Below are 18,280 nucleotides of genomic sequence, written 5' to 3'. Positions count from 1 at the left end.
TCTCCTGTCTTGCGTTCAACCTGACCCTGCTCCGCACGATCCAGCGACACCCGTCCGAGCGGTAGCGATCGAAGACAGCCGGAAAAATCCTTCCCGTCAAAGGGATTCAGGAGGAAGAGGATACGTAATCGAGGAAACAGGGGAAAGGTGAGAGATCAGGTTGATCGATAGGGGATAATCGCAATCCTCTTTAGAGTATATCTCACCAGCAGGGATGGAATTCGCAATTCGGGAGAAATCGTAGATCATTTTCCTCGGTACATACTTGGATTGAGGCGATTAAGCAATCGCTTAAAGACTCGATGGTAAAACAGTCTGTATCACGAGTCTAGGATATGTGAGTCTGCCCCCTGCCAAAGCATCTTTCCAGCATAACAGGACCATCAACTATCGGAGAGACGCAGAGGATAACAATAAACTCAATGATACGCCCGGGAACAAGATCGACACCACCACAGATCCTTCTAGACTTCAAGGGGCCGATTCCGGGATTATCGCGGTCCCAATCCCAGTAACCAAAGCGAAAGATCCAGACCTTGAACCTGTTCGATCCGCCACCGAGACTGTTGGCAGGAACTTGAAGAGAGGGGCTATTGTCGTGCTGGAATCCTCCGTGTACCACGGGGATCCAAAGATATTATACGGCCCATTCTCGGGGGCATCTGGCCTTGTCTGGAGTATCGACTTCAAGATCGGCTACTTGCCCGAGCGGTCGAACCCCAGTGAGGAAGATCATCGCATGGAGCAACGCAACAGGAAATTCAAGCATTAATATGAAGCGGTCCAGCAGCCCGGGGCGCGTACGACCCTTGCCTTGCCGTCATACCCGTGTAGAGGCGTTCGTACTCCTGCACAACCTTCTCCCAGCTGAACTTTGTCTCCACCATGCTCCTGCCGTCCAGTCTGCTGGTCCCGGCCCTCCCGTCCTCCATTGCCCGGATAATCGCCTCCGCAAGGGCTTTTTCATCCCTGGGCGGAACCAGGTCCGCATGCTCCCGGAAGTAGTCGCGGATGCCGGGTATATCCGTGGCAACGATGGGGAGGTTGAAGTACATCGCCTCCAGGAGGCAGGTCGGCAGACCTTCGGATAAGGAGGGGAGGGTGAAGATGTCCGCTGCCTGGTAGGCTTGAACGAGCATCGGAAAAGACAGTTTCCCGGTAAACTGGATATCCGCGAGGCCCAGGCTATCGGCCATGCGTTTCGCATCCTTGAGGTAGTCCCCGTCCCCCACGATGACACAGGAGAAGACACCGGGCCCCATCCGCTCCCGGATATGGCAAACCGACCGCACCAGATAATCGATCCCCTTTCTGCGGAGGATCTGGCCCACGAACAGGATCACCTTCTTTCCGCGGAGACCGTAACGGTCGAGAAATTCCGCCGGTTCACGGACAATATGGGGCTGGAAACTCTCGAAGTCCATCGCGTTGGGGATGACGTGGATTTTTCCTTTCTCATGCATAAAGGGGGACATATACGTAGCATCGGACTCCGAGAGGACGACCAAGTTGTCGATGCAGTTCAGGATCCCCTTCATGCATACCTTCTCGTACATCCGCAGGATCCACTGCTGGAGTCCGCCATAGGCGAGCTGCCCGTGGTGGGTAAGCACTGTCTGGATGGTATTGTAGCGCTTCTTGTAATAGTAGACAGCAAGAGCGGGAAAGCCAAAGACATTGTGGACGTGCACGATGTCGGCAGCGTTGATCTTCTCGTCGAGGGCGAACATGGTAGGTGCGATCGGGTTTCGCATCGGCTCGATGAGGCACGGGCAGCGAGTCACGCTGATCCCGTCGAGTATCTCGGTATGCACCCCGCCATCCGTCCCGGAGGTAACGACCTCAACCTCGTGTCCGCGCTGCACCAGCTTTTTGCTTAAATTATGGACATACCGCTCCATTCCTCCGATGCGCGGAAGATAGTGCGGCGTGATCTGCAGGATTTTCAATGCTGATTTCACCTCCTGTGAAGTCCATGACGGAGTCGTGGGGACGCCGGCCCTGGAAAGGGGCCCGTGCCCATTTCGCACGCTCGGTAGCCGGGAGCAGTAGGCTCACCGGTTCCCGTCCTGGTCCCCGCCGATCTCCCTTGCACGCGGCCGATGGTAAGCGGCGATATAAAGGGGGTGACATGCCAGCTCTTTCCGCGTCAGTTCTCATCGCATAAGCCCCCAGATAAGGTAGGAGGATGAATCCAATCATCCAGAAGTTATAAATAATTTCTCCCGCCACGGTCCGATCTATCGGAATGATCCTATGGACCGGAGCTACCGAGGGGAACCGGCTCCATGCTCCAGAAACTCCACCATAACCGACCTTTCACTCGACTTGGGAGTTTTTCTTTTGAGGGGGGCACGCAATTCCATGCCAAGGGTTGTGGTCGACTGCAGTGGGACAACCGCAGAGAGGCTGCCGTATTCGGGTTGCCCGGGGGTTTGCGCCAGTTATTTATACCATGCGTCCGAGGAGACCCTGTTTCAGGCTTGAACGATGAAGGCAATGGTGGTGACCCCCTACTTTTACCCGCACATGGGGGGCGTACAGAGGTACGTCTATGAGATCGGCACCCGCCTGAAGCGGGATTACGATATGGACGTGACCGTCGTCTGTTCAAATTGGGACCGTGCAACCAACTATCGTCATGAAGCACAGCTCGATGGACTTCGGGTCATCTACATCCCCTATCTTTTCAAGGTGTCCAGCACGCCCGTTCACCCGCTATGGGGGCGGACCCTCCAGACGATTGTCGAATCCGAGAAGCCTGATATCATCAACGGGCATGCGCCGGTACCATTCATTGCCGATATCGCCGCAAGAGTCGCACAGGCGCAGGGCATCCCCTACGTGCTGACGTACCACAACGATCTGACCGGATATAACCCGCTCATTCGTCTCTACTCCCGTCTCTACTACCGTGGGCTCGGCGACGCAACCCTGGATGCAGCAGACCGGATCATTGTCACGTCGAACTACTATGCAGCAAGCTCGCCATACCTAGAGGGGCATGCCCGCAAGATCGGGATCGTACCCCCCGGTGTCGATCCCGAGAGATACAGGCCCGTGCCAAAGGCTCTCCTGAAGCAGCGGTACGGGCTTGACATCCAGAAGATCCTGCTCTTTGTGGGGCAGCTCAACCGTGAGAGCCAGCACAAAGGGCTTGATTACCTCATCCGGGCGCTGAAGCTCGTCCGGAGAGATGAGGATGCACGGTTGATCGTCGTCGGGACCGGCAATTACAGGGACCATTATGAGAAGCTCGCAGCGCGGGAGGGTCTGGAGGGGGATGTCATCTTCGCCGGGTTCGTGACAAACGAAGAGATCCCGCAGTACTTCAGCGGCAGCGACCTCATGGTGCTCCCCAGCTACGACCGTGCGGAAGGGTTTGGCATGGTGTTGATCGAGGCCCAGGCCTGCGGCATCCCGGTGATCGGAACGAACGTGGGCGGCATACCCTTTGCGGTGGAGGATGGCAAGACCGGGCTCATCGTCCCCCCCAGGGATGCGGAAAGCCTGGCGAAGGCAATATTGCGCCTGTTCTGTGATACGGAGCTCTACCGCAGCATGGCTGAAAACGGCCCGGTACGGGTTCGCGAGCACTTTACATGGGAGAAGAGCAGTGCAGCCTACCACGGGATCCTGACCGATCTGTTATGTGAGAAAGAGGTCACGGAGAGCCCCGGCATCGGCCGGCCCTAGGCCCCATACTATGCAGTCATCCAGTTTGCCATCTGTATGCCGATGAGAGCAAAGAACACCAGCACGGAGACAAGAGCCATATACCGGAGGTGCGGGAGGTATCGGAAATCAGGATCCTTCTCTTGTAGGAGCTGAATGCCGTAGAGGATACAGAGCAGCGCCACCACAAAAGCAATCTCCAAAACGGAGAGGAAAGTTCCGAAGGCATTAAGGATGATGGATATCATCGCAGTCACGACGCAGCACCCTATGCGACTCCATGAGCGTGTTCATCCGAACGGAGTACGAGACAGACATGCCACTGCGTGCATGTAAATGTTTTGCTAGACAACCTCCTATCCCGTCCGATCACACGCGGTTGAACAGAGCAGCCCCGTTGGAGTCGTAGATCTTCCCAAAACCCTCCCTCTCGAGGTTCTCTCTCGGATCGTGTGTCAGGCGGTAGACGCCGTCATAACAGGGAAAGGGGGATCCCAGGATATGCGATCGGATCAGGATCAGTCTCTCCTCGACCGGACGATAGTGGCCCGAGACAAGCGCTTCATGGATAGGCCGCAGGTGCGGCCGCCCGGCCAGGTCTTCCTGGATGCATGTATACACATCGGTACCGATCGGTTCGTCCGTCATCTCCAGGACGGTCTCAGTGGCACGGAGTTCGGACTCCGTGAGCGCAGCCCGCACAGCGCTGGTCGGGGAGAAGGCGGGATTGTCCACATTGGCGTTGGGACTCATGACCATGAGGAACGCAAGAGCAGATATCCCCGTCCAGAGGAAGAGGCTGCGGAACTCCCCACCTGCACGGGCTGTGAAAATGAGGATCGAGACCGCCAGGGGTATAGCGAGCATGATCTGCGAGAAGAACCACCAGCGGTGCTCTACAAGAGACATCCCGGCAATCATGGGCAAGAAGCCGAGAGCCAGAACGACTAACCCGTTAGCTGCAAGGGCAAATCCATATCGGTTCCCGTAGCGGAACATATAAAAGACACCGATCAGGCTTCCGGCAAAGTACAGGAACATCCCGGCATTATTGAAGAACTGCTCGGGAAGCGGGACTCCCAGGATATACGCCTGCACCTGCGTCGGTACTTGTATAAAGTAATCCTGGCTGAATCCTGTCTGCAGGATATCGGAGAGAATCCAGAGATGGCCGGAGATGTACCGCCACCAGGCGAGCAGCCCGACAGTGAATTGAATAACAAGGATCAGGTTCACCGGATATCGGCTCAGCCCTTCCCCGTGGTTCTCCCACCAGAATGCGGCCAGGCAGATGAAAAGGACAAGAGCCAGGAAGACCGCCGTCATACTGTGGGAGAGGATGATGGCCGCCATGATGAGAAGGGACAGGTGCAGGGATCTGACGGGGGACGTCTCTTTGAGTTTGAAGAGAAGGTAGATGACAACCAGAATGAAGACAGCTGAGAAGGCGTTCGGAATGGACCAGTAGCTCATATATATCTCCTGGTTTGCAACAATCAGCACCAGGGATGCCAGAAGACCGACCATCCTGCTCCCGAAGAGAGCCCGGCCGATCAGGTAGGTAAAGAGCGTCAGGCAGACGATCTGAACCAGGCTCACAGAGAGCATGGCGGCGAGTTTGTAGCCTATGTCGCCGATCATCGACATACTGGCAATCTCCAGATGGAAAAGTGGCAGGTGGGTATAGGTCAGGGATAGCGGGATGCTGTGCAGCTCCAGCATCAGCTCCGTAAAAGCCTGGTGCCACCAGGGATCCACCCCCAGGACGCTGGGAAAGATTAGAAGTTGGGTCCAGGCAAGGGATAGTCCGAGGGAGATGATCTGCAGGAGTACTAGCGGCACCCCCCGGGGGGAAGTGTACAGTATCTCCATGGCAAGAACGCCGGCCATCGCTGAGACCAGGATGAAGTAGCCGAGGGGCCTCTCGTATACGCCGGCGCGCAGGTGGATCTGGAGCAGGCTCGCAACGAAGAGGGCGATATAAGCCAGGACCAGCACCCGGAATGCCCCCGAAGGGTACGGGTGCTGCAGGCGGGAGAGGAACACCCCGGCGGGGAAGGCTGCATCTCGACGCAGAATCAGCCAGAGAGCGCAGAAGAGGAGCGTCAGGACCCCGATGAGCACGTAGATCAGGCGATTGCTACGGAAGACGAGATAGGCGATCAGAGCTAAAGAGGCGAGGATCCCGAGAACGGACATGGTTAGATCCAGCTCCGTCCGCTCCAATATCCGTATCCGCGTCATCTGCGATTCTTCAACCCCTCGACGATCCGCGCAAACCGTTCCACCGCTACTGCGGGGTTCATCTCGGACTGCACGTGGTCTCGAGCCTCCCTCGCGATCGCCTCCAGGTCGGGATGGGCCAGAGCCCGCAGGACATGGTAAGTCAGGCACGCGGGCGTGTTGTCGGGTGCGATGAAACCGCTCTCGCCATCGCGGATGAAATCCGGTACTGCTCCCACCGGCGTCGCGAGCACAGGCGTACCGCAGGCCATGGCCTCCAGCATGACGTTGGGCAGACCTTCCGTAAAAGAAGGCAGTACGACCAGTCTGCAGGTATTAAAAAATTCCGGAAGCTCATCATGGGGTATCCAGCCCGTGAACCGTACTCGGTCCGACACATTCGCTTCACGGAGGGATTGTTCCAGGCGCTCGCGCAGAGGGCCGTCTCCCGCGATGATACACTCGATATCCCCCCGCGCTGACAGGATCTCCGGAATCGCCTGAACGAACTGCAGGATACCTTTCTCCTCTACGTGCCGGCCGACATAGGCGATTCTGGTACTTCTTTCTCCTAGCGGCTTCCGTTCACGGAATGCCGAATAATCGATCAGATGTTCGGGTGCAAAGCGTATCTTGTCCCGAAACCGCTCGAGCCCCCACTCGCGGATGAGAGAGGGCGAGTAGAGCACGATCCGATCGCAGAGTCTGCAGTTGATCTCGGTGAGACCTCTGGAATATCTCTGAAACGCATCACAAGAAGACGCGAGGATGATGCTGTTGGAGGCCGGAAGTACCAGTATTACAGGTTTTTTTTGGATTTTAGCGGTGACCATGGGGAGTACGAGGAGTTCTCCCCCAAAGAAGAATACCCAGAGGTCTGTCTTTTGCTGCCTCGCGATCAAATAGGCCAGCCGGAGCTGCGCAATGATATAGTTCCAGAGGCGGGAGACTGCATTCTCTCCCCGCTTATGACAGATTCCCTGCAGCTGCACGCGGGGATCCCCTTTAAAGGCAGAAATGCCGCTGTTGCCCGTGATTAGGGCGATCCGGTCGGCAGAGAGGTTCGAGAGAATCCGGATCAGGTTGGTCAGGGGAGTGATACCGGACCTCTCGATTGGAAATGTGAGTATGCCAAGGTATTGCAATCCCATGCAGGTCTCCCGGGTATGGGCTGGAGAGGATCAAGTCCAGACAGATACCCCTTCTTTCAAGGCAAGCAACCTTAAACCTTTCCCCCCGAACCGCGCACCTCCTACGGATGAAGTCCGCCGAATCTCCGGGAGAGCGCGGATCGGGGATCGCACCGGCCGGGTAGATCGCGGCCTTTCCACGCATTAATCCCGCAGATCCCCTGCATTCTCCTTCCCCGTACGGAATCTCGATACCACATGCCGGTAGATCTCCATGTAGCGCTCCGTTACAGGCACCCAGTCATACTGGAGTATGTGCATCCGCGCAGCGCTCCCCATGCGCTCACGGCGTTCCTCGTCCGCGAGAAGGAGGAGGATCTTCGCCGCAAGGTCGGCGGCATCCCCGGAGCGGAACACCATCCCCGTGATCCCGTCCTGAAGGACTCCGGGGTTGGAGGTATCGGAGGCGATCACCGGCCGGCCGAGCGCCGCCGCTTCGAAGAGCGCGGAGGGCTGGCAGTCCCATCGGGATGGAATGACCACGACTTTAGAAGAGCGGTAGAACGCGTACTTCTCGGCATCGGATACGTATCCCGTGAACCGCACATTCCGCCCGATCCGAAACGCCTGCACCAGCCTTCTTAATTCAGTCTCCTGCGGCCCCGTTCCGCCGATGAACACCCGTAGATCGGGAATGGCCGAGACGACCCGGGGCAGGGCGGATACGAGCAGATCCGCACCTTTCAGCCAGGTGAGATTATTCACAAAGACGATATCGGGGCTCTCTTCCGCCGGCAGTCGCGAACTGTCGGATTCGAGACTTCGGATGTTGAGGCCTGCAGGAACAACGAAGATGGCCGATTTGGATGACCGACGGATCAGGTCGCGGATGGAGGGGGCATCGACGACGATGTTCGGAACTCTCGACAGCACATACCGTTCATTCAGGATGAAGAGACTATGGAAGAGATACGAGAAGATCCGTTCGGAAGCCGGCATATCCCTTCTGTAGTACGAGATCTCGTTCTCGAAGATACCGAATGCGGTTAAGAGTACGGGATACCTGTGGCGGAGCAGGGCGGCAGCGGTGGAGTAGGGATACTGCGTTGAGAGTGCGTGGATGATATCGGGACGGAGGTCTTCGGCGAGCCGGAGCATTCTCCGGAGGAGCCAGGGGTGTAAATAGGGGACCGAGAAGCATCCCCCCTTCCGAAGCCCGTGGATCGTGCAGCCCTCACACCGAATATCGGAGTTCCGCTCGCTCATCGTGATCACATGGAGATCCAGATCGTCCCGTGCGGAGAGGTGCGCGATGAACTCGGATACGTACATCCGGTTGCCCTGACGGTCCGGAATCCCGCCGGCAAAATCGCAGAGAACCACTACCTTCATCGTCACCTTCCATTCGGCGCCGTATGCGGGTGTATTGCGAACGCCGTGGACAGATGAACGGTGGCATAGATTAAAGTTGCCCTCCCGGGGACCTCGAGAGTACCTGCTGCTGAGATCGGCGGGGATAATCACAAAAAAATGAGATGCCCGGACCTGCTGGGATCTCGGAAGGTCAGCGGCGGACGTTCAGATTGGCGATACGGATGTTGTTATCTTCGTTGCTCTCCAGGATGCGGTTGACATCGTCCACCCAGGCATGGATGGTGTGCGTTCCAGCTCCCGGCTTCCAGACAGCGGTGCCTGCCAATCCGCCGTTTACCGTCAGCGTTATGGAGGCGCCCGGTGCCAGCGGACCGGTCCAGGTGTCGGACCAGACTACGGTGGAGCCGCCGTCGAGTTCAAAGCCCACGCCGTGGATCACGCCGGCCGGGGTTGCCGCGGTGCCCTGGTTCTTGATCGTCGCCTGGAGGGTCACCGTGTCCCCCGCCTTCGGGTTGGCGGGCTGCCAGGAGACCCCGGTCACCACGAGATCGGGCAATCCCGTTCCGGGGGTCGGGGTGGGCGTCGGGGTCGGTGTTGGAGTGGGCGCCGGTGTTGGGGTTGGTGTTGGGGTCGGTGTTGGAGTAGGGGTCGGGGTGGGCGTTGCCGCGGCGACGGTCAGGGTCGCCGTAAGCACATTATTGCCTTCGTTGCTCTCCAGGATACGGTTGACGTCGTCCACATGGGCACGGATGGTGTGCGTTCCAGCTCCCGGCTTCCAGACAGCGGTGCCTGCCAATCCGCCGTTTACCGTCAGCGTTATGGAGGCGCCCGGTGCCAGCGGACCGGTCCAGGTGTCGGACCAGACTACGGTGGAGCCGCCGTCGAGTTCAAAGCCCACGCCGTGGATCACGCCGGCCGGGGTTGCCGCGGTGCCCTGGTTCTTGATCGTCGCCTGGAGGGTCACCGTGTCCCCCGCCTTCGGGTTGGCGGGCTGCCAGGAGACCCCGGTCACCACGAGATCGGGCAATCCCGTTCCGGGGGTCGGGGTGGGCGTCGGGGTCGGTGTTGGAGTGGGCGCCGGTGTTGGGGTCGGTGTTGGGGTCGGTGTTGGAGTAGGGGTCGGGGTGGGCATGCCACCATTGTAGGGAAGAATCGTGAGACCTGTAGTGCTGACCGAACCCGATACCGATACCGGTTGGGCAGCATTGGATCGGACTGTGCCCGAGAAACCTACGTTCTGCCCATTCGGACAGGCGATGACCGTTCCGCTACCGCCATAGGTGTCCACGTTAAAGGTCGAATCCCGTACGGGGTAACCCGAGACGCCAAAGACATTGCACTTGGATCCATCGCCCTTCGGTGTAATGAGTGTCAGCCCTTTCGCAGTCAGATGGTGAGCATTCGCCGCCCAGATCCCGTACCGATCTGCGTCCTGGCTGATGCAGTTCTCCATGTAGATGGTGTCTGTGTAGTCCAGCTTGAATCCAATCTCGGAACCGGTATCCCGGCAGTTATAGAGCTTGGTGTTTGACGAGGGATACCAGACGCTGTAGCCGGCTTTACGATTATTCTCGGCCGTACAGTTGTAGAGCGAGACGTCCCCATGCAGCCAGAAACCGGCACCGAACAGACACCCGTACATGTTCTCATCCGGGTTGTAATAATCGTCCGGCTTCACGCCGTTGTTCCGCGCCACGCAGTCCCGGAAGACCACGTTGGTCACCTTGGGCCGGCCCTCGAAGTGGAATCCGGACTCAAAGGAGCCTTCCGCCAGGCAGCGGATGACCTGGGAGTCCTCGATGTCGGTGTTCTCCGCCAGGTCGAACCCGGTCGTCCACTGGCCGTAGGGGCTGAACCGGCTGTAGCGGCCGCTGTTGATCGCCTGGCAGTCGATGTAGCGGATGTTGCGCAGCAGTTTGGGAGACCCATCGCCGTCGTTCATGAANCCGTGCCGCCCGCAGTCGATCGCCCGGCAGTTGTTGAACTCGATGTCCTCCACAATCGCGTTGGAGGCCCAGATCTGGAACGCCCCCTCGGTGTTGTGGGAGTTGTCCACAGTCGCCGTCACGTTCTGCACTTTGATATGGTTGGAGTTATAGAGGAAGATCGCCCCGGTGCCGGTGGTCTTGAAGTTCCGCAGAACCACATTCTGGCGGGAACTGACGCGGAGCATGCCGGAGGTCCACGCGAGGGTCGTGGCATCCACCCCCTTTCCCTCGAGGGTCACCCCGCTCGGGACGTTGAGGTCGCCATTCAGGTTGAAGGTGCCCTCGGTCAGGGTGACGACCCCGCCGGACCCGGCTGCGGTGAGCGCCTGCTGGATCTGGACCTGGTCCCCGCTGCCGTCGCAGAGGTAATGCGCCTGTGCCCTGGACTGAGCGCTGCTGTCTGCTGCAGCCACCACAAGGGCACTTGCCGCACTCACGACAAGGCCTAGGAGTGCTAGAGACAGTAAAGCCATGGATATCCTCCGGAGAGCCCATCCGGAACTCAATCCACGAGTATTTCTGGGAACGTTACCTGAAAATCTCAATAATTTACCTCCTGTGCTGTGCGATGAAGAGTAGGCCGCAGGACCTACTCCCCCAGCATTCAATCTAAAACACTACTATAAAAATAAATAAGAATGTATTATCAGGTGATATACAATTCAATTCGAATAAAAACAGGATATAACCCAATACATTAATACAATTAATGAGAAATTAGTTGAAAAATTATTAGAAAAATATAAATTATAATATTGTAAATTTTGCGTTTCGGGGAGTAGTTTGAAAACGATCCGTAGTATTTTACTATTTAAACGAATATTTCCATGCACCCATTTGCTTTGATTATAAATGTCATTTACGACATTCACGCACTGCAGACTGAACATATATAGAATAAGGCTGTGAGAGACTTTATATCCTTAATCTGGCATTATACCAGCCTATAATAGGACAAAGGAGCCCTGGCAGATCTTAAAAATGGTGCGACCAGGAATCGTACGTGGATTGAAAGATGTCAACCGGTATGCCTTCCGAGCCGGTGCAGCTCTCGCAGGAGGGGCGGTGACCTAGAAGGCGCGGCTGCGAAGGCGCACCCTGCAGGATGGCCCAATTCCGTCCCCCATAATAGGCCTCTTTCAGAATTCAGCGCCATTCCCGAGGTGCTGCGAAAGTGCCTCAAACGGCAGTCCCATCAAGTATCCTGCCCAACGCGTCCAGCAGCCGGTCCGCGAGAGTGACCCATTGGTTCTCGATGATAGCCTTCTCGCGCAGGGAGGGTGTCTCCGTGAGGGGCTGGAACTGGAGAAGGCTCGTATCGATACTGCTGCTGTTCTCGATCAGCAGAGGATCCTGCAGATCCGTGGCGACCACGCCCGCAATCCGTACACTCCGGCTCGTATTGATCCAGATGGCCCTGGGTGCATGAAGCCCTTCGCAGGGGCGATCTTCTGCGGAGAAGAGGCCATCTGTGGGGCCAATCCTGACGCATACGGATTCGTTAGCCACGGGGCCTTCCCCCCTGTACCGTTCCATCGAGATATTGGCCGCATCCAGACAGAGAATTCCCAATGCCCCGAATGCATTGCTCCTGCAATCCGCAAGGTGGACGTCGTCCGCATGGGCAAGTACAAAGCCTATCAAAGAATGGGAGTCCGTGCAGTTAAGGGCTCGTGATCCCGAACCCAGAATGTATCCGGCCCGCTGGTTCTTCTCTGATGTGCAGTTAACGAGCTGTGTTGACCCGTGCACAAGGTAACCGGATCCAAAATGCGCACCGTAGGTAGCCTCATCCGGGTTGTAATAATCGTCCGGCTTCACGCCGTTGTTCCGCGCCACGCAGTCCCGGAAGACCACGTTGGTCACCTTGGGCCGGCCCTCGAAGTGGAATCCGGACTCAAAGGAGCCTTCCGCCAGGCAGCGGATGACCTGGGAGTCCTCGATGTCGGTGTTCTCCGCCAGGTCGAACCCGGTCGTCCACTGGCCGTAGGGGCTGAACCGGCTGTAGCGGCCGCTGTTGATCGCCTGGCAGTCGATGTAGCGGATGTTGCGCAGCAGTTTGGGAGACCCATCGCCGTCGTTCATGAACCCGTGCCGCCCGCAGTCGATCGCCCGGCAGTTGTTGAACTCGATGTCCTCCACAATCGCGTTGGAGGCCCAGATCTGGAACGCCCCCTCGGTGTTGTGGGAGTTGTCCACAGTCGCCGTCACGTTCTGCACTTTGATATGGTTGGAGTTATAGAGGAAGATCGCCCCGGTGCCGGTGGTCTTGAAGTTCCGCAGAACCACATTCTGGCGGGAACTGACGCGGAGCATGCCGGAGGTCCACGCGAGGGTCGTGGCATCCACCCCCTTTCCCTCGAGGGTCACCCCGCTCGGGACGTTGAGGTCGCCATTCAGGTTGAAGGTGCCCTCGGTCAGGGTGACGACCCCGCCGGACCCGGCTGCGGTGAGCGCCTGCTGGATCTGGACCTGGTCCCCGCTGCCGTCGCAGAGGTAATGCGCCTGTGCCCTGGACGTATTAGAGCCATCGTGCGCAGCAACCAGAATAGATGCCGCACAGGAAACCCCGACAAAGGAAGGAAGGAGAAATGAAAGGAGAATCAGGAGGAATGTTAATCTCCGCGAGGTGAGGGTTCTAGCGATCATGTCGGGTAGGTCCAGTAGAGAGGGTAAAATGATAAAAGTATCGGCAGTATCGCCAAACATCTCGGATCACCCTGCGATTGCACGGCAGAGGGGACGCCGCTGACATCCCGGCGGCAGCCGCTTCCCCAGCCCGGTTCGTGAAAGACAGACCTTCCGCGGCTCCCGTCCAGCCAGCCCGATTCCGAGATCCCTGCCAGGCTCCGAATGGTATCGATCCAGAGGCCTCTCAACCCCTCTCCAAACCCTATGGGGCACGAGATCCCGGGAAAAATCACTATTCGAAGACCACCTGGGACTGCAAGAGTATTCTGCATCCTACCGCGATCTGAAACGGAGACTGTTCCGGGCATACCGATAGGCAAATCTCCTGAGCAGCGCTGCAGCCCGGGCTTCCTTCACCTGCTTATCAACCGTACCATTGAGTTTCAAGGCAGGGATTCCGGGTCGTGGAGAGAACTGAAATATAAATAGGTCATCGAGCCGCAGGGGGGGCATGAGGAGGTTTAAAGTTGCTTGGAAATCGGCATCCGTCTCGGTCGGGAAACCCACCAAGAACTGCGTGCTGAGTCGGATGTGCGGATACTTGCTATTGATCTCGAGCATGAGATCCCGCCAGGCCTCCGCAGAATACTTCCTGCCCATCAGTTTGAGGATTCTGTCGCTGCCCGACTGCACGGGAGACATCAGACTATCGATCCTTCCTGTCTTAAAAATCGCCTTCATCTGCGGATAGATCAGCAAAAGGTTGTGCGGCTCTACCTGATTCAGGGTAATCTTGAAGGCAGCCGCGCCGGCGGCATCTATCATTGCCTGGAGGAGATCGGGCAGGCAAAGTCCCCGGTCCATCCCGTATGCACCGAGATCCGTGGCTATCAGGGAGAAGCGGTTGTAGCCCTTCTCAAGGCCTTCTTGGAATTCATCCCGGATCGCCTCGAGCGGGCGGCTTCTGATCGGGCCGAATACTGGCCGTTCGCTGCAGTACGTGCAGTGACCGGTGCATCCCGTGGCAACGGGGATATAAAAGATACTCGAATCATACTGATAGCGGGAGTGCAGCAATTCGATTCCCTGTTTCCCCCTGAGTATTACCGCAGTAAGAGGATCCGCTCTGGCACATCCATGGTATGTTGCAGGGGCAAGGGTGGCCATGTCATCCGCCGCCGCCGCGTGGGATATCTGATGTATGGAGATCTCACCCCCAAATCTATCAAAAAAATCGTCATCCCGCGGGCCCACCAGGGCTCCATCATACACCTCTGCTAGCGCCGCAGGATTCTGTCTCGGGAGACAGCCCCAGACGATCAGTTCTGCATCAGGCTTCTTCTTCGAGATCAGGTCGTGGATAACCTGGAGGGATTGATCCTCCTTCTCCTTTGTTAATCCGCACGCATAGAAGATGATACAGGTGGCATGGCGGGGATCGTCGGTTAATGATCGCTGATTGGCTATAAAAAACCTTTGGACGCGTTTTGAGCTCAGCTGGGCATCCTGGCACCCATTTGTCCCAACGTAGATCGTATCCATTGATGATCCGTCCTCTGATATCACTGTTAGTATAAAATGTACTGGTTACTTTAGCAGCACCGTTGCAACGGATCCCACTTTCACTCCGAGAGGAAATCCCATTCCCACTACTCGCTTCAACCGGCGGTATACCCGGAAGGTCGATGGCCTCTGGCCGTTGACCTGCTCATCCCTGCATTATAATCTGCTCCGCTGATAGAGGCCCCGAACTACACTCCAGATTATTCCCTTCTCGTGCGGGGTGAGCATCACGTGGCACATCATCACTGAGAGCGCGAAGAATAGTGGGATCGCGAGCAGGTTCTCTCCAATCCTGCCCTTTGTAGCGACATATATGGCAAGCATGAGTGAGAATAGCCCCAGAGCCCTGCCATAGTAGCCAACCTGTATCTGTATATTGAACAGCTTCTTCTGGAGGATGATGAAGAGTACTGTCGAGAGCAGCAGGGATAGCGACGTGGCAACCGCCGCACCCGTGATCCCGAAGGCCTGAATGAGCGGAATATCCAGGAGGATGTTGGTCGCCAGTACAATGGCGTTCACTTTCACGGCAATGCCCGGTCGATTCATCGCACTGACGGCCGAACCGATGGATAAGACCGGTCCAAAGAGAAGCATGCCCGCTACGAGCACGTTCATCGAGGCGGCGGCAGGGAGGTACTCGGGAGAGAAGAGAAGCATGATGAGGCGATCTGAGAAGACGATGAGAAGAAAGCCCATGCTGGAGAGAAAAATCAGACAGCCTTTTATCGACAGGTTCATCAGCCATTCGTTCTCCTCCCGAAGCCCGCGGCTGTGATTATTGGCAATCATTGGGTAGGTGACCAGGGAGATCGCTCCCGGGAGCGCGATAAAGCCTGTCTTTGCGATGGCAACAGCAATGGAGTAGATGCCGACATCGGCATCCGTTAAAAAATATCCGATAAGAAGTGTATCCGCGTAGGTGGTCAGCAGCCAGATGGTATTGACCACCAGCAGCTGGAGGCCGAAAACGGTGAGCTCTCCCGTAATCCTTCGGTATGCAGAGAAGTTCATGGTGAACCGCGCCCGGATGGCTGCAATCATGAATATGAAAAGCACGAATTCCGTGACCACCTGGGCAAGGATGGCTCCCCGGATGCCGAGCCCAAGCCAGACGAACCCAAGAGTTGTTCCTACGATCAAGATCGACCGGAAGATAGAGCGAAATGCAAATAGATGCATCTCCTGCAACCCATTCAGCAGGCCCAGCAATGTCGAATTGACGACAAAGATCGGTATTGCTAGCGCCAGCAACCGGATCGGGGAGGAGAGGTCCGGCATGTGAAAGAGGCCTGCCATCGTCTCCGCCCCCAGAAATACGGCGGTTGCAAACACCGACGCGATCACCACGGAGTTGATTGTGCTGGAGGTTGCAATACTGTGCATCCTCTCCGGGGAGTCCCTGCTCTCTGCAATGTATTTGACTACGGCAGTGGGAATGCCGATGCCGGCAAGAAGGGATGCGATCGAGTAGATGGTGATGGCAAGCATGTAGACCCCGAAATATGCAGGACCGAGCCATCTCCCGATGAAGAGACTGAGTACAAACCCGGATCCCAGGGTGAGAACCTGGCTGAGAAAGACCCAGCTCACATCCAGGGTCATTTTCTTTAAAAATCGCACGCCGTCACCTGTATACCAGGCGCAGTACGTAGATATCCCGGTATTTATAATGATCTCAGGGCTCCGGCGAACTGCCCGATACTTTTATTAAGCTTGGATAGGGGTATAGCGCGGACATGCAGTTGCGCTGGATAGAGGAGGTGCCTCCGTCACACTGGGAAGAGATTGTCAAAGAGGCAGAGGGGTGCTGTTTCTTCCACACACCTGCATGGGCACACATTGTCGAGAAGACATACGGATATCGCACTGCGACGAGGCTTTTTGAAATTGATGGGACGCAGGTGCTTCTTCCCATGATGGAGGAACCATTGCACGGCATCCGGGTGTATCACTCCATGCCCTTTGGGTATTGGGGGAATATTTCCCGTGAAGGATCTGACGGCAGATCGGGTATACGCGATAGTGGAGAGCGTGATACAGGGCAGAACCTTCCAGTTTACCCTGAACTGCCCTCCCTTCTTTGACATCCCCTCTCCGGGAAGACCGCTACCATCAGGTTCTGAGAGACGAGGGGAGTTGCGTGCATATCCTCCCGCTGGAAAAGGATTTCAAGTACATCTGGAAGAATGTGGTGAAAAAATCCCGCCGGGAAGAGGCGAGGCAGGCAGAGCGGCTCGCGGTGGAGATCCGCGATGCGGCATCGGAGGAGGATGTGCAGGAGTTCTACAGCATCTACGCCGAGTCGACCCGGAGGTGGGGATACGGCACCCCGCCGGATCCTATACAGCTCTACGAAAACCTTCTCAATTCCCGCGACGCCGGCATCAAATTCCGGCTGGCAACGGTTGGAGAGGAGATCATCGGCGGTGTGATCTCTCTGGGTTACGGCAAGAGCCTCTTCGGTTTCAAGAGCGTCTTCCGGGCAGACTATGGAAAGTACCATGCAACCACGCTCCTCTATCGGGATGCGATCGAGATCGCATGCGAAGAAGGGTATGCATATCTTAACCTGGGTGCGAGCGTGAGCAGCCTCCCCGGCCATCGCGAGAGGCTCATGAAGCTCAAAGAGAGTTACGGCGCCAGGAAGGTCGGGATCAAGACCTACCAGAGCCGATCCCGGTTGGGGCATATGCTCTGTTCCTGCAGAAAATGGCTGGAATCTTGATATCCTTTTTATCCAATGCAGAATGCGATTCAGCTAGTTTTTTTCTGCGGCTCTATCGAGCTGCCGCGAACGGGATATGAGAGTTCTAGTACGTTCGAGCCTAGGGGCCGGATACGATCGAGCGGAATGCCTGCAAAATAGGGGGGATGCCGCCCATCCAAACGCTGAAAGTCTGGCGGTGCTTGAAAAAGGGATGGCAGATCGCCTCCCGCGGGATGAGTGCAATGGTAGGGGTGTTGGCAGCAGAAGAGGGCGATTGCAGAGGAGATCGGGGCATCCTCGGGAAGGCGCAACCTGCGCATATGCATGGATTGAAGAAGAGTATTCAGACGGCAAGATGCGCGAGAATGCGGGCGAATATGAAGAAGAGGTCAGGAGTTTGATGAGGGTATGGTCGCAGATCCTTTGATGGAAATCCTCAAACGAGTATCCCCTCTGGATAGGCTCTGCCAGGATCGTCTGGAAAAGATCGTTGGACCTTTTCGGCACGGTCGCGGGAGGGATCGCAAATAGGGTAAACCCGATTCCGGTCCTCGATCCGATTGCTGCCTCCAATCCCTGATCCTAGCACCAATACTCCCCCGCAGAGGGGAAGGGGGCGGATAGGTTGCGGAGGGAGTGAGCCGGGATCCCCCCACTGCGTCACGGAACTCGTGTAAAAACTGCGGCGGCTATGTACTCGTGCGATGATCGGGAGAGATGGATCCTACGAGGCGTGCCGAATCCCTTCTGACCATCGGGAAATCCACCAGTATTGCGGTGGAGGGATTGAAGCAAATGCACCGGCGGCAACAGCATTCCCGGGCTATGCGAAGGGCATCAACGAATCCATAAACGGGCAGCTTAAAAAAGGCTTTGAGAGGCAGTAGCGATGCAAATTAGATATAATAACCCACTCCACAAACCTCCCCAGAATCGAATTGCGATTAATTCCTGGATCTATGAACGGGGCGAGATTCTGTTTCCTC

13 protein-coding genes are annotated in these 18,280 nt (G+C 56.8%); 4 read left to right on the top strand and 9 right to left on the bottom strand.

From position 1 onward, the window contains the following. Positions 1-337: 337 nt before the first annotated feature. The gene (locus tag QMC96_12355) at positions 338-772 is read left to right on the top strand and encodes a hypothetical protein (GenBank protein MDI6877549.1); all 435 of its coding nucleotides are present in this window, start codon (positions 338-340) and stop codon (positions 770-772) included. On the opposite strand, the gene QMC96_12350 is transcribed toward QMC96_12355, so the two are convergent. Further along, entirely contained in the window at positions 762-1,949 is a 1,188-nt protein-coding gene (locus QMC96_12350) for a glycosyltransferase family 4 protein (GenBank protein ID MDI6877548.1), read from the bottom strand. The two genes, QMC96_12355 and QMC96_12350, sit on opposite strands and share 11 nt — an antisense overlap. A gap of 541 nt (positions 1,950-2,490) precedes the next feature. Here QMC96_12350 and QMC96_12345 point away from each other — a divergent pair. After that, the gene (locus tag QMC96_12345) at positions 2,491-3,696 is read left to right on the top strand and encodes a glycosyltransferase (protein MDI6877547.1); all 1,206 of its coding nucleotides are present in this window, start codon (positions 2,491-2,493) and stop codon (positions 3,694-3,696) included. An 8-nt stretch (positions 3,697-3,704) separates the two neighbouring features. On the opposite strand, the gene QMC96_12340 is transcribed toward QMC96_12345, so the two are convergent. The 8 genes from QMC96_12340 to QMC96_12305 all read right to left on the bottom strand — a co-directional run bounded on the left by QMC96_12340 (position 3,705) and on the right by QMC96_12305 (position 16,189). After that, positions 3,705-3,932 (bottom strand): hypothetical protein, encoded by a 228-nt coding sequence (locus QMC96_12340; protein ID MDI6877546.1) that lies wholly within the window; start codon positions 3,930-3,932, stop codon positions 3,705-3,707. A gap of 112 nt (positions 3,933-4,044) precedes the next feature. Beyond that, positions 4,045-5,919, bottom strand: a complete 1,875-nt coding sequence (locus QMC96_12335) for a hypothetical protein (protein ID MDI6877545.1) — start codon at positions 5,917-5,919, stop codon at positions 4,045-4,047. Beyond that, positions 5,916-7,049, bottom strand: coding sequence for a glycosyltransferase family 4 protein (locus tag QMC96_12330; GenBank protein ID MDI6877544.1), 1,134 nt, complete (start codon positions 7,047-7,049; stop codon positions 5,916-5,918). The genes QMC96_12335 and QMC96_12330 overlap by 4 nt, the downstream gene beginning before the upstream one ends. 183 nt (positions 7,050-7,232) lie before the next feature. Continuing rightward, on the bottom strand, positions 7,233-8,420 hold the full coding sequence (locus tag QMC96_12325) for a glycosyltransferase family 4 protein (GenBank protein ID MDI6877543.1): 1,188 nt from the start codon (positions 8,418-8,420) through the stop codon (positions 7,233-7,235). Between the two features lie 172 nt (positions 8,421-8,592). Continuing rightward, a complete protein-coding gene (locus tag QMC96_12320) occupies positions 8,593-10,863 on the bottom strand; it encodes a CARDB domain-containing protein (protein ID MDI6877542.1) in 2,271 nt (756 codons plus the stop codon). Positions 10,864-11,569: 706 nt separating this feature from the next. Next, a complete protein-coding gene (locus QMC96_12315) occupies positions 11,570-13,039 on the bottom strand; it encodes a hypothetical protein (protein MDI6877541.1) in 1,470 nt (489 codons plus the stop codon). 315 nt (positions 13,040-13,354) lie between these two features. Next, positions 13,355-14,563 (bottom strand): radical SAM protein, encoded by a 1,209-nt coding sequence (locus QMC96_12310; GenBank protein MDI6877540.1) that lies wholly within the window; start codon positions 14,561-14,563, stop codon positions 13,355-13,357. 177 nt (positions 14,564-14,740) lie between these two features. Continuing rightward, entirely contained in the window at positions 14,741-16,189 is a 1,449-nt protein-coding gene (locus QMC96_12305; protein ID MDI6877539.1) for a flippase, read from the bottom strand. 134 nt (positions 16,190-16,323) lie between these two features. Between QMC96_12305 and QMC96_12300 the strand changes: the two genes are divergently transcribed. Beyond that, positions 16,324-16,671, top strand: a complete 348-nt coding sequence (locus tag QMC96_12300) for a hypothetical protein (GenBank protein ID MDI6877538.1) — start codon at positions 16,324-16,326, stop codon at positions 16,669-16,671. Between the two features lie 56 nt (positions 16,672-16,727). Continuing rightward, a complete protein-coding gene (locus tag QMC96_12295; GenBank protein ID MDI6877537.1) occupies positions 16,728-17,312 on the top strand; it encodes a GNAT family N-acetyltransferase in 585 nt (194 codons plus the stop codon). Positions 17,313-18,280: the final 968 nt, after the last annotated feature.

It is taken from the genome of Methanomicrobiales archaeon (assembly GCA_030019205.1).
Lineage (GTDB): Archaea > Halobacteriota > Methanomicrobia > Methanomicrobiales > JACTUA01 > JASEFH01.
This window is presented reverse-complemented; position numbering and strand designations above follow the sequence as displayed.

Excerpts from the sequence above, each read along its gene's own strand:
- QMC96_12345 (MDI6877547.1), top strand. The coding sequence starts at position 2,491 with ATGAAGGCAATGGTGGTGACCCCCTACTTTTACCCGCACATGGGGGGC.
- QMC96_12335 (MDI6877545.1), bottom strand. The coding sequence starts at position 5,919 with ATGACGCGGATACGGATATTGGAGCGGACGGAGCTGGATCTAACCATG.
- QMC96_12330 (MDI6877544.1), bottom strand. The coding sequence starts at position 7,049 with ATGGGATTGCAATACCTTGGCATACTCACATTTCCAATCGAGAGGTCC.
- QMC96_12325 (MDI6877543.1), bottom strand. The coding sequence starts at position 8,420 with ATGAAGGTAGTGGTTCTCTGCGATTTTGCCGGCGGGATTCCGGACCGT.
- QMC96_12315 (MDI6877541.1), bottom strand. The coding sequence starts at position 13,039 with ATGATCGCTAGAACCCTCACCTCGCGGAGATTAACATTCCTCCTGATT.
- QMC96_12310 (MDI6877540.1), bottom strand. The coding sequence starts at position 14,563 with ATGGATACGATCTACGTTGGGACAAATGGGTGCCAGGATGCCCAGCTG.
- QMC96_12305 (MDI6877539.1), bottom strand. The coding sequence starts at position 16,189 with ATGACCCTGGATGTGAGCTGGGTCTTTCTCAGCCAGGTTCTCACCCTG.
- QMC96_12300 (MDI6877538.1), top strand. The coding sequence starts at position 16,324 with ATGCAGTTGCGCTGGATAGAGGAGGTGCCTCCGTCACACTGGGAAGAG.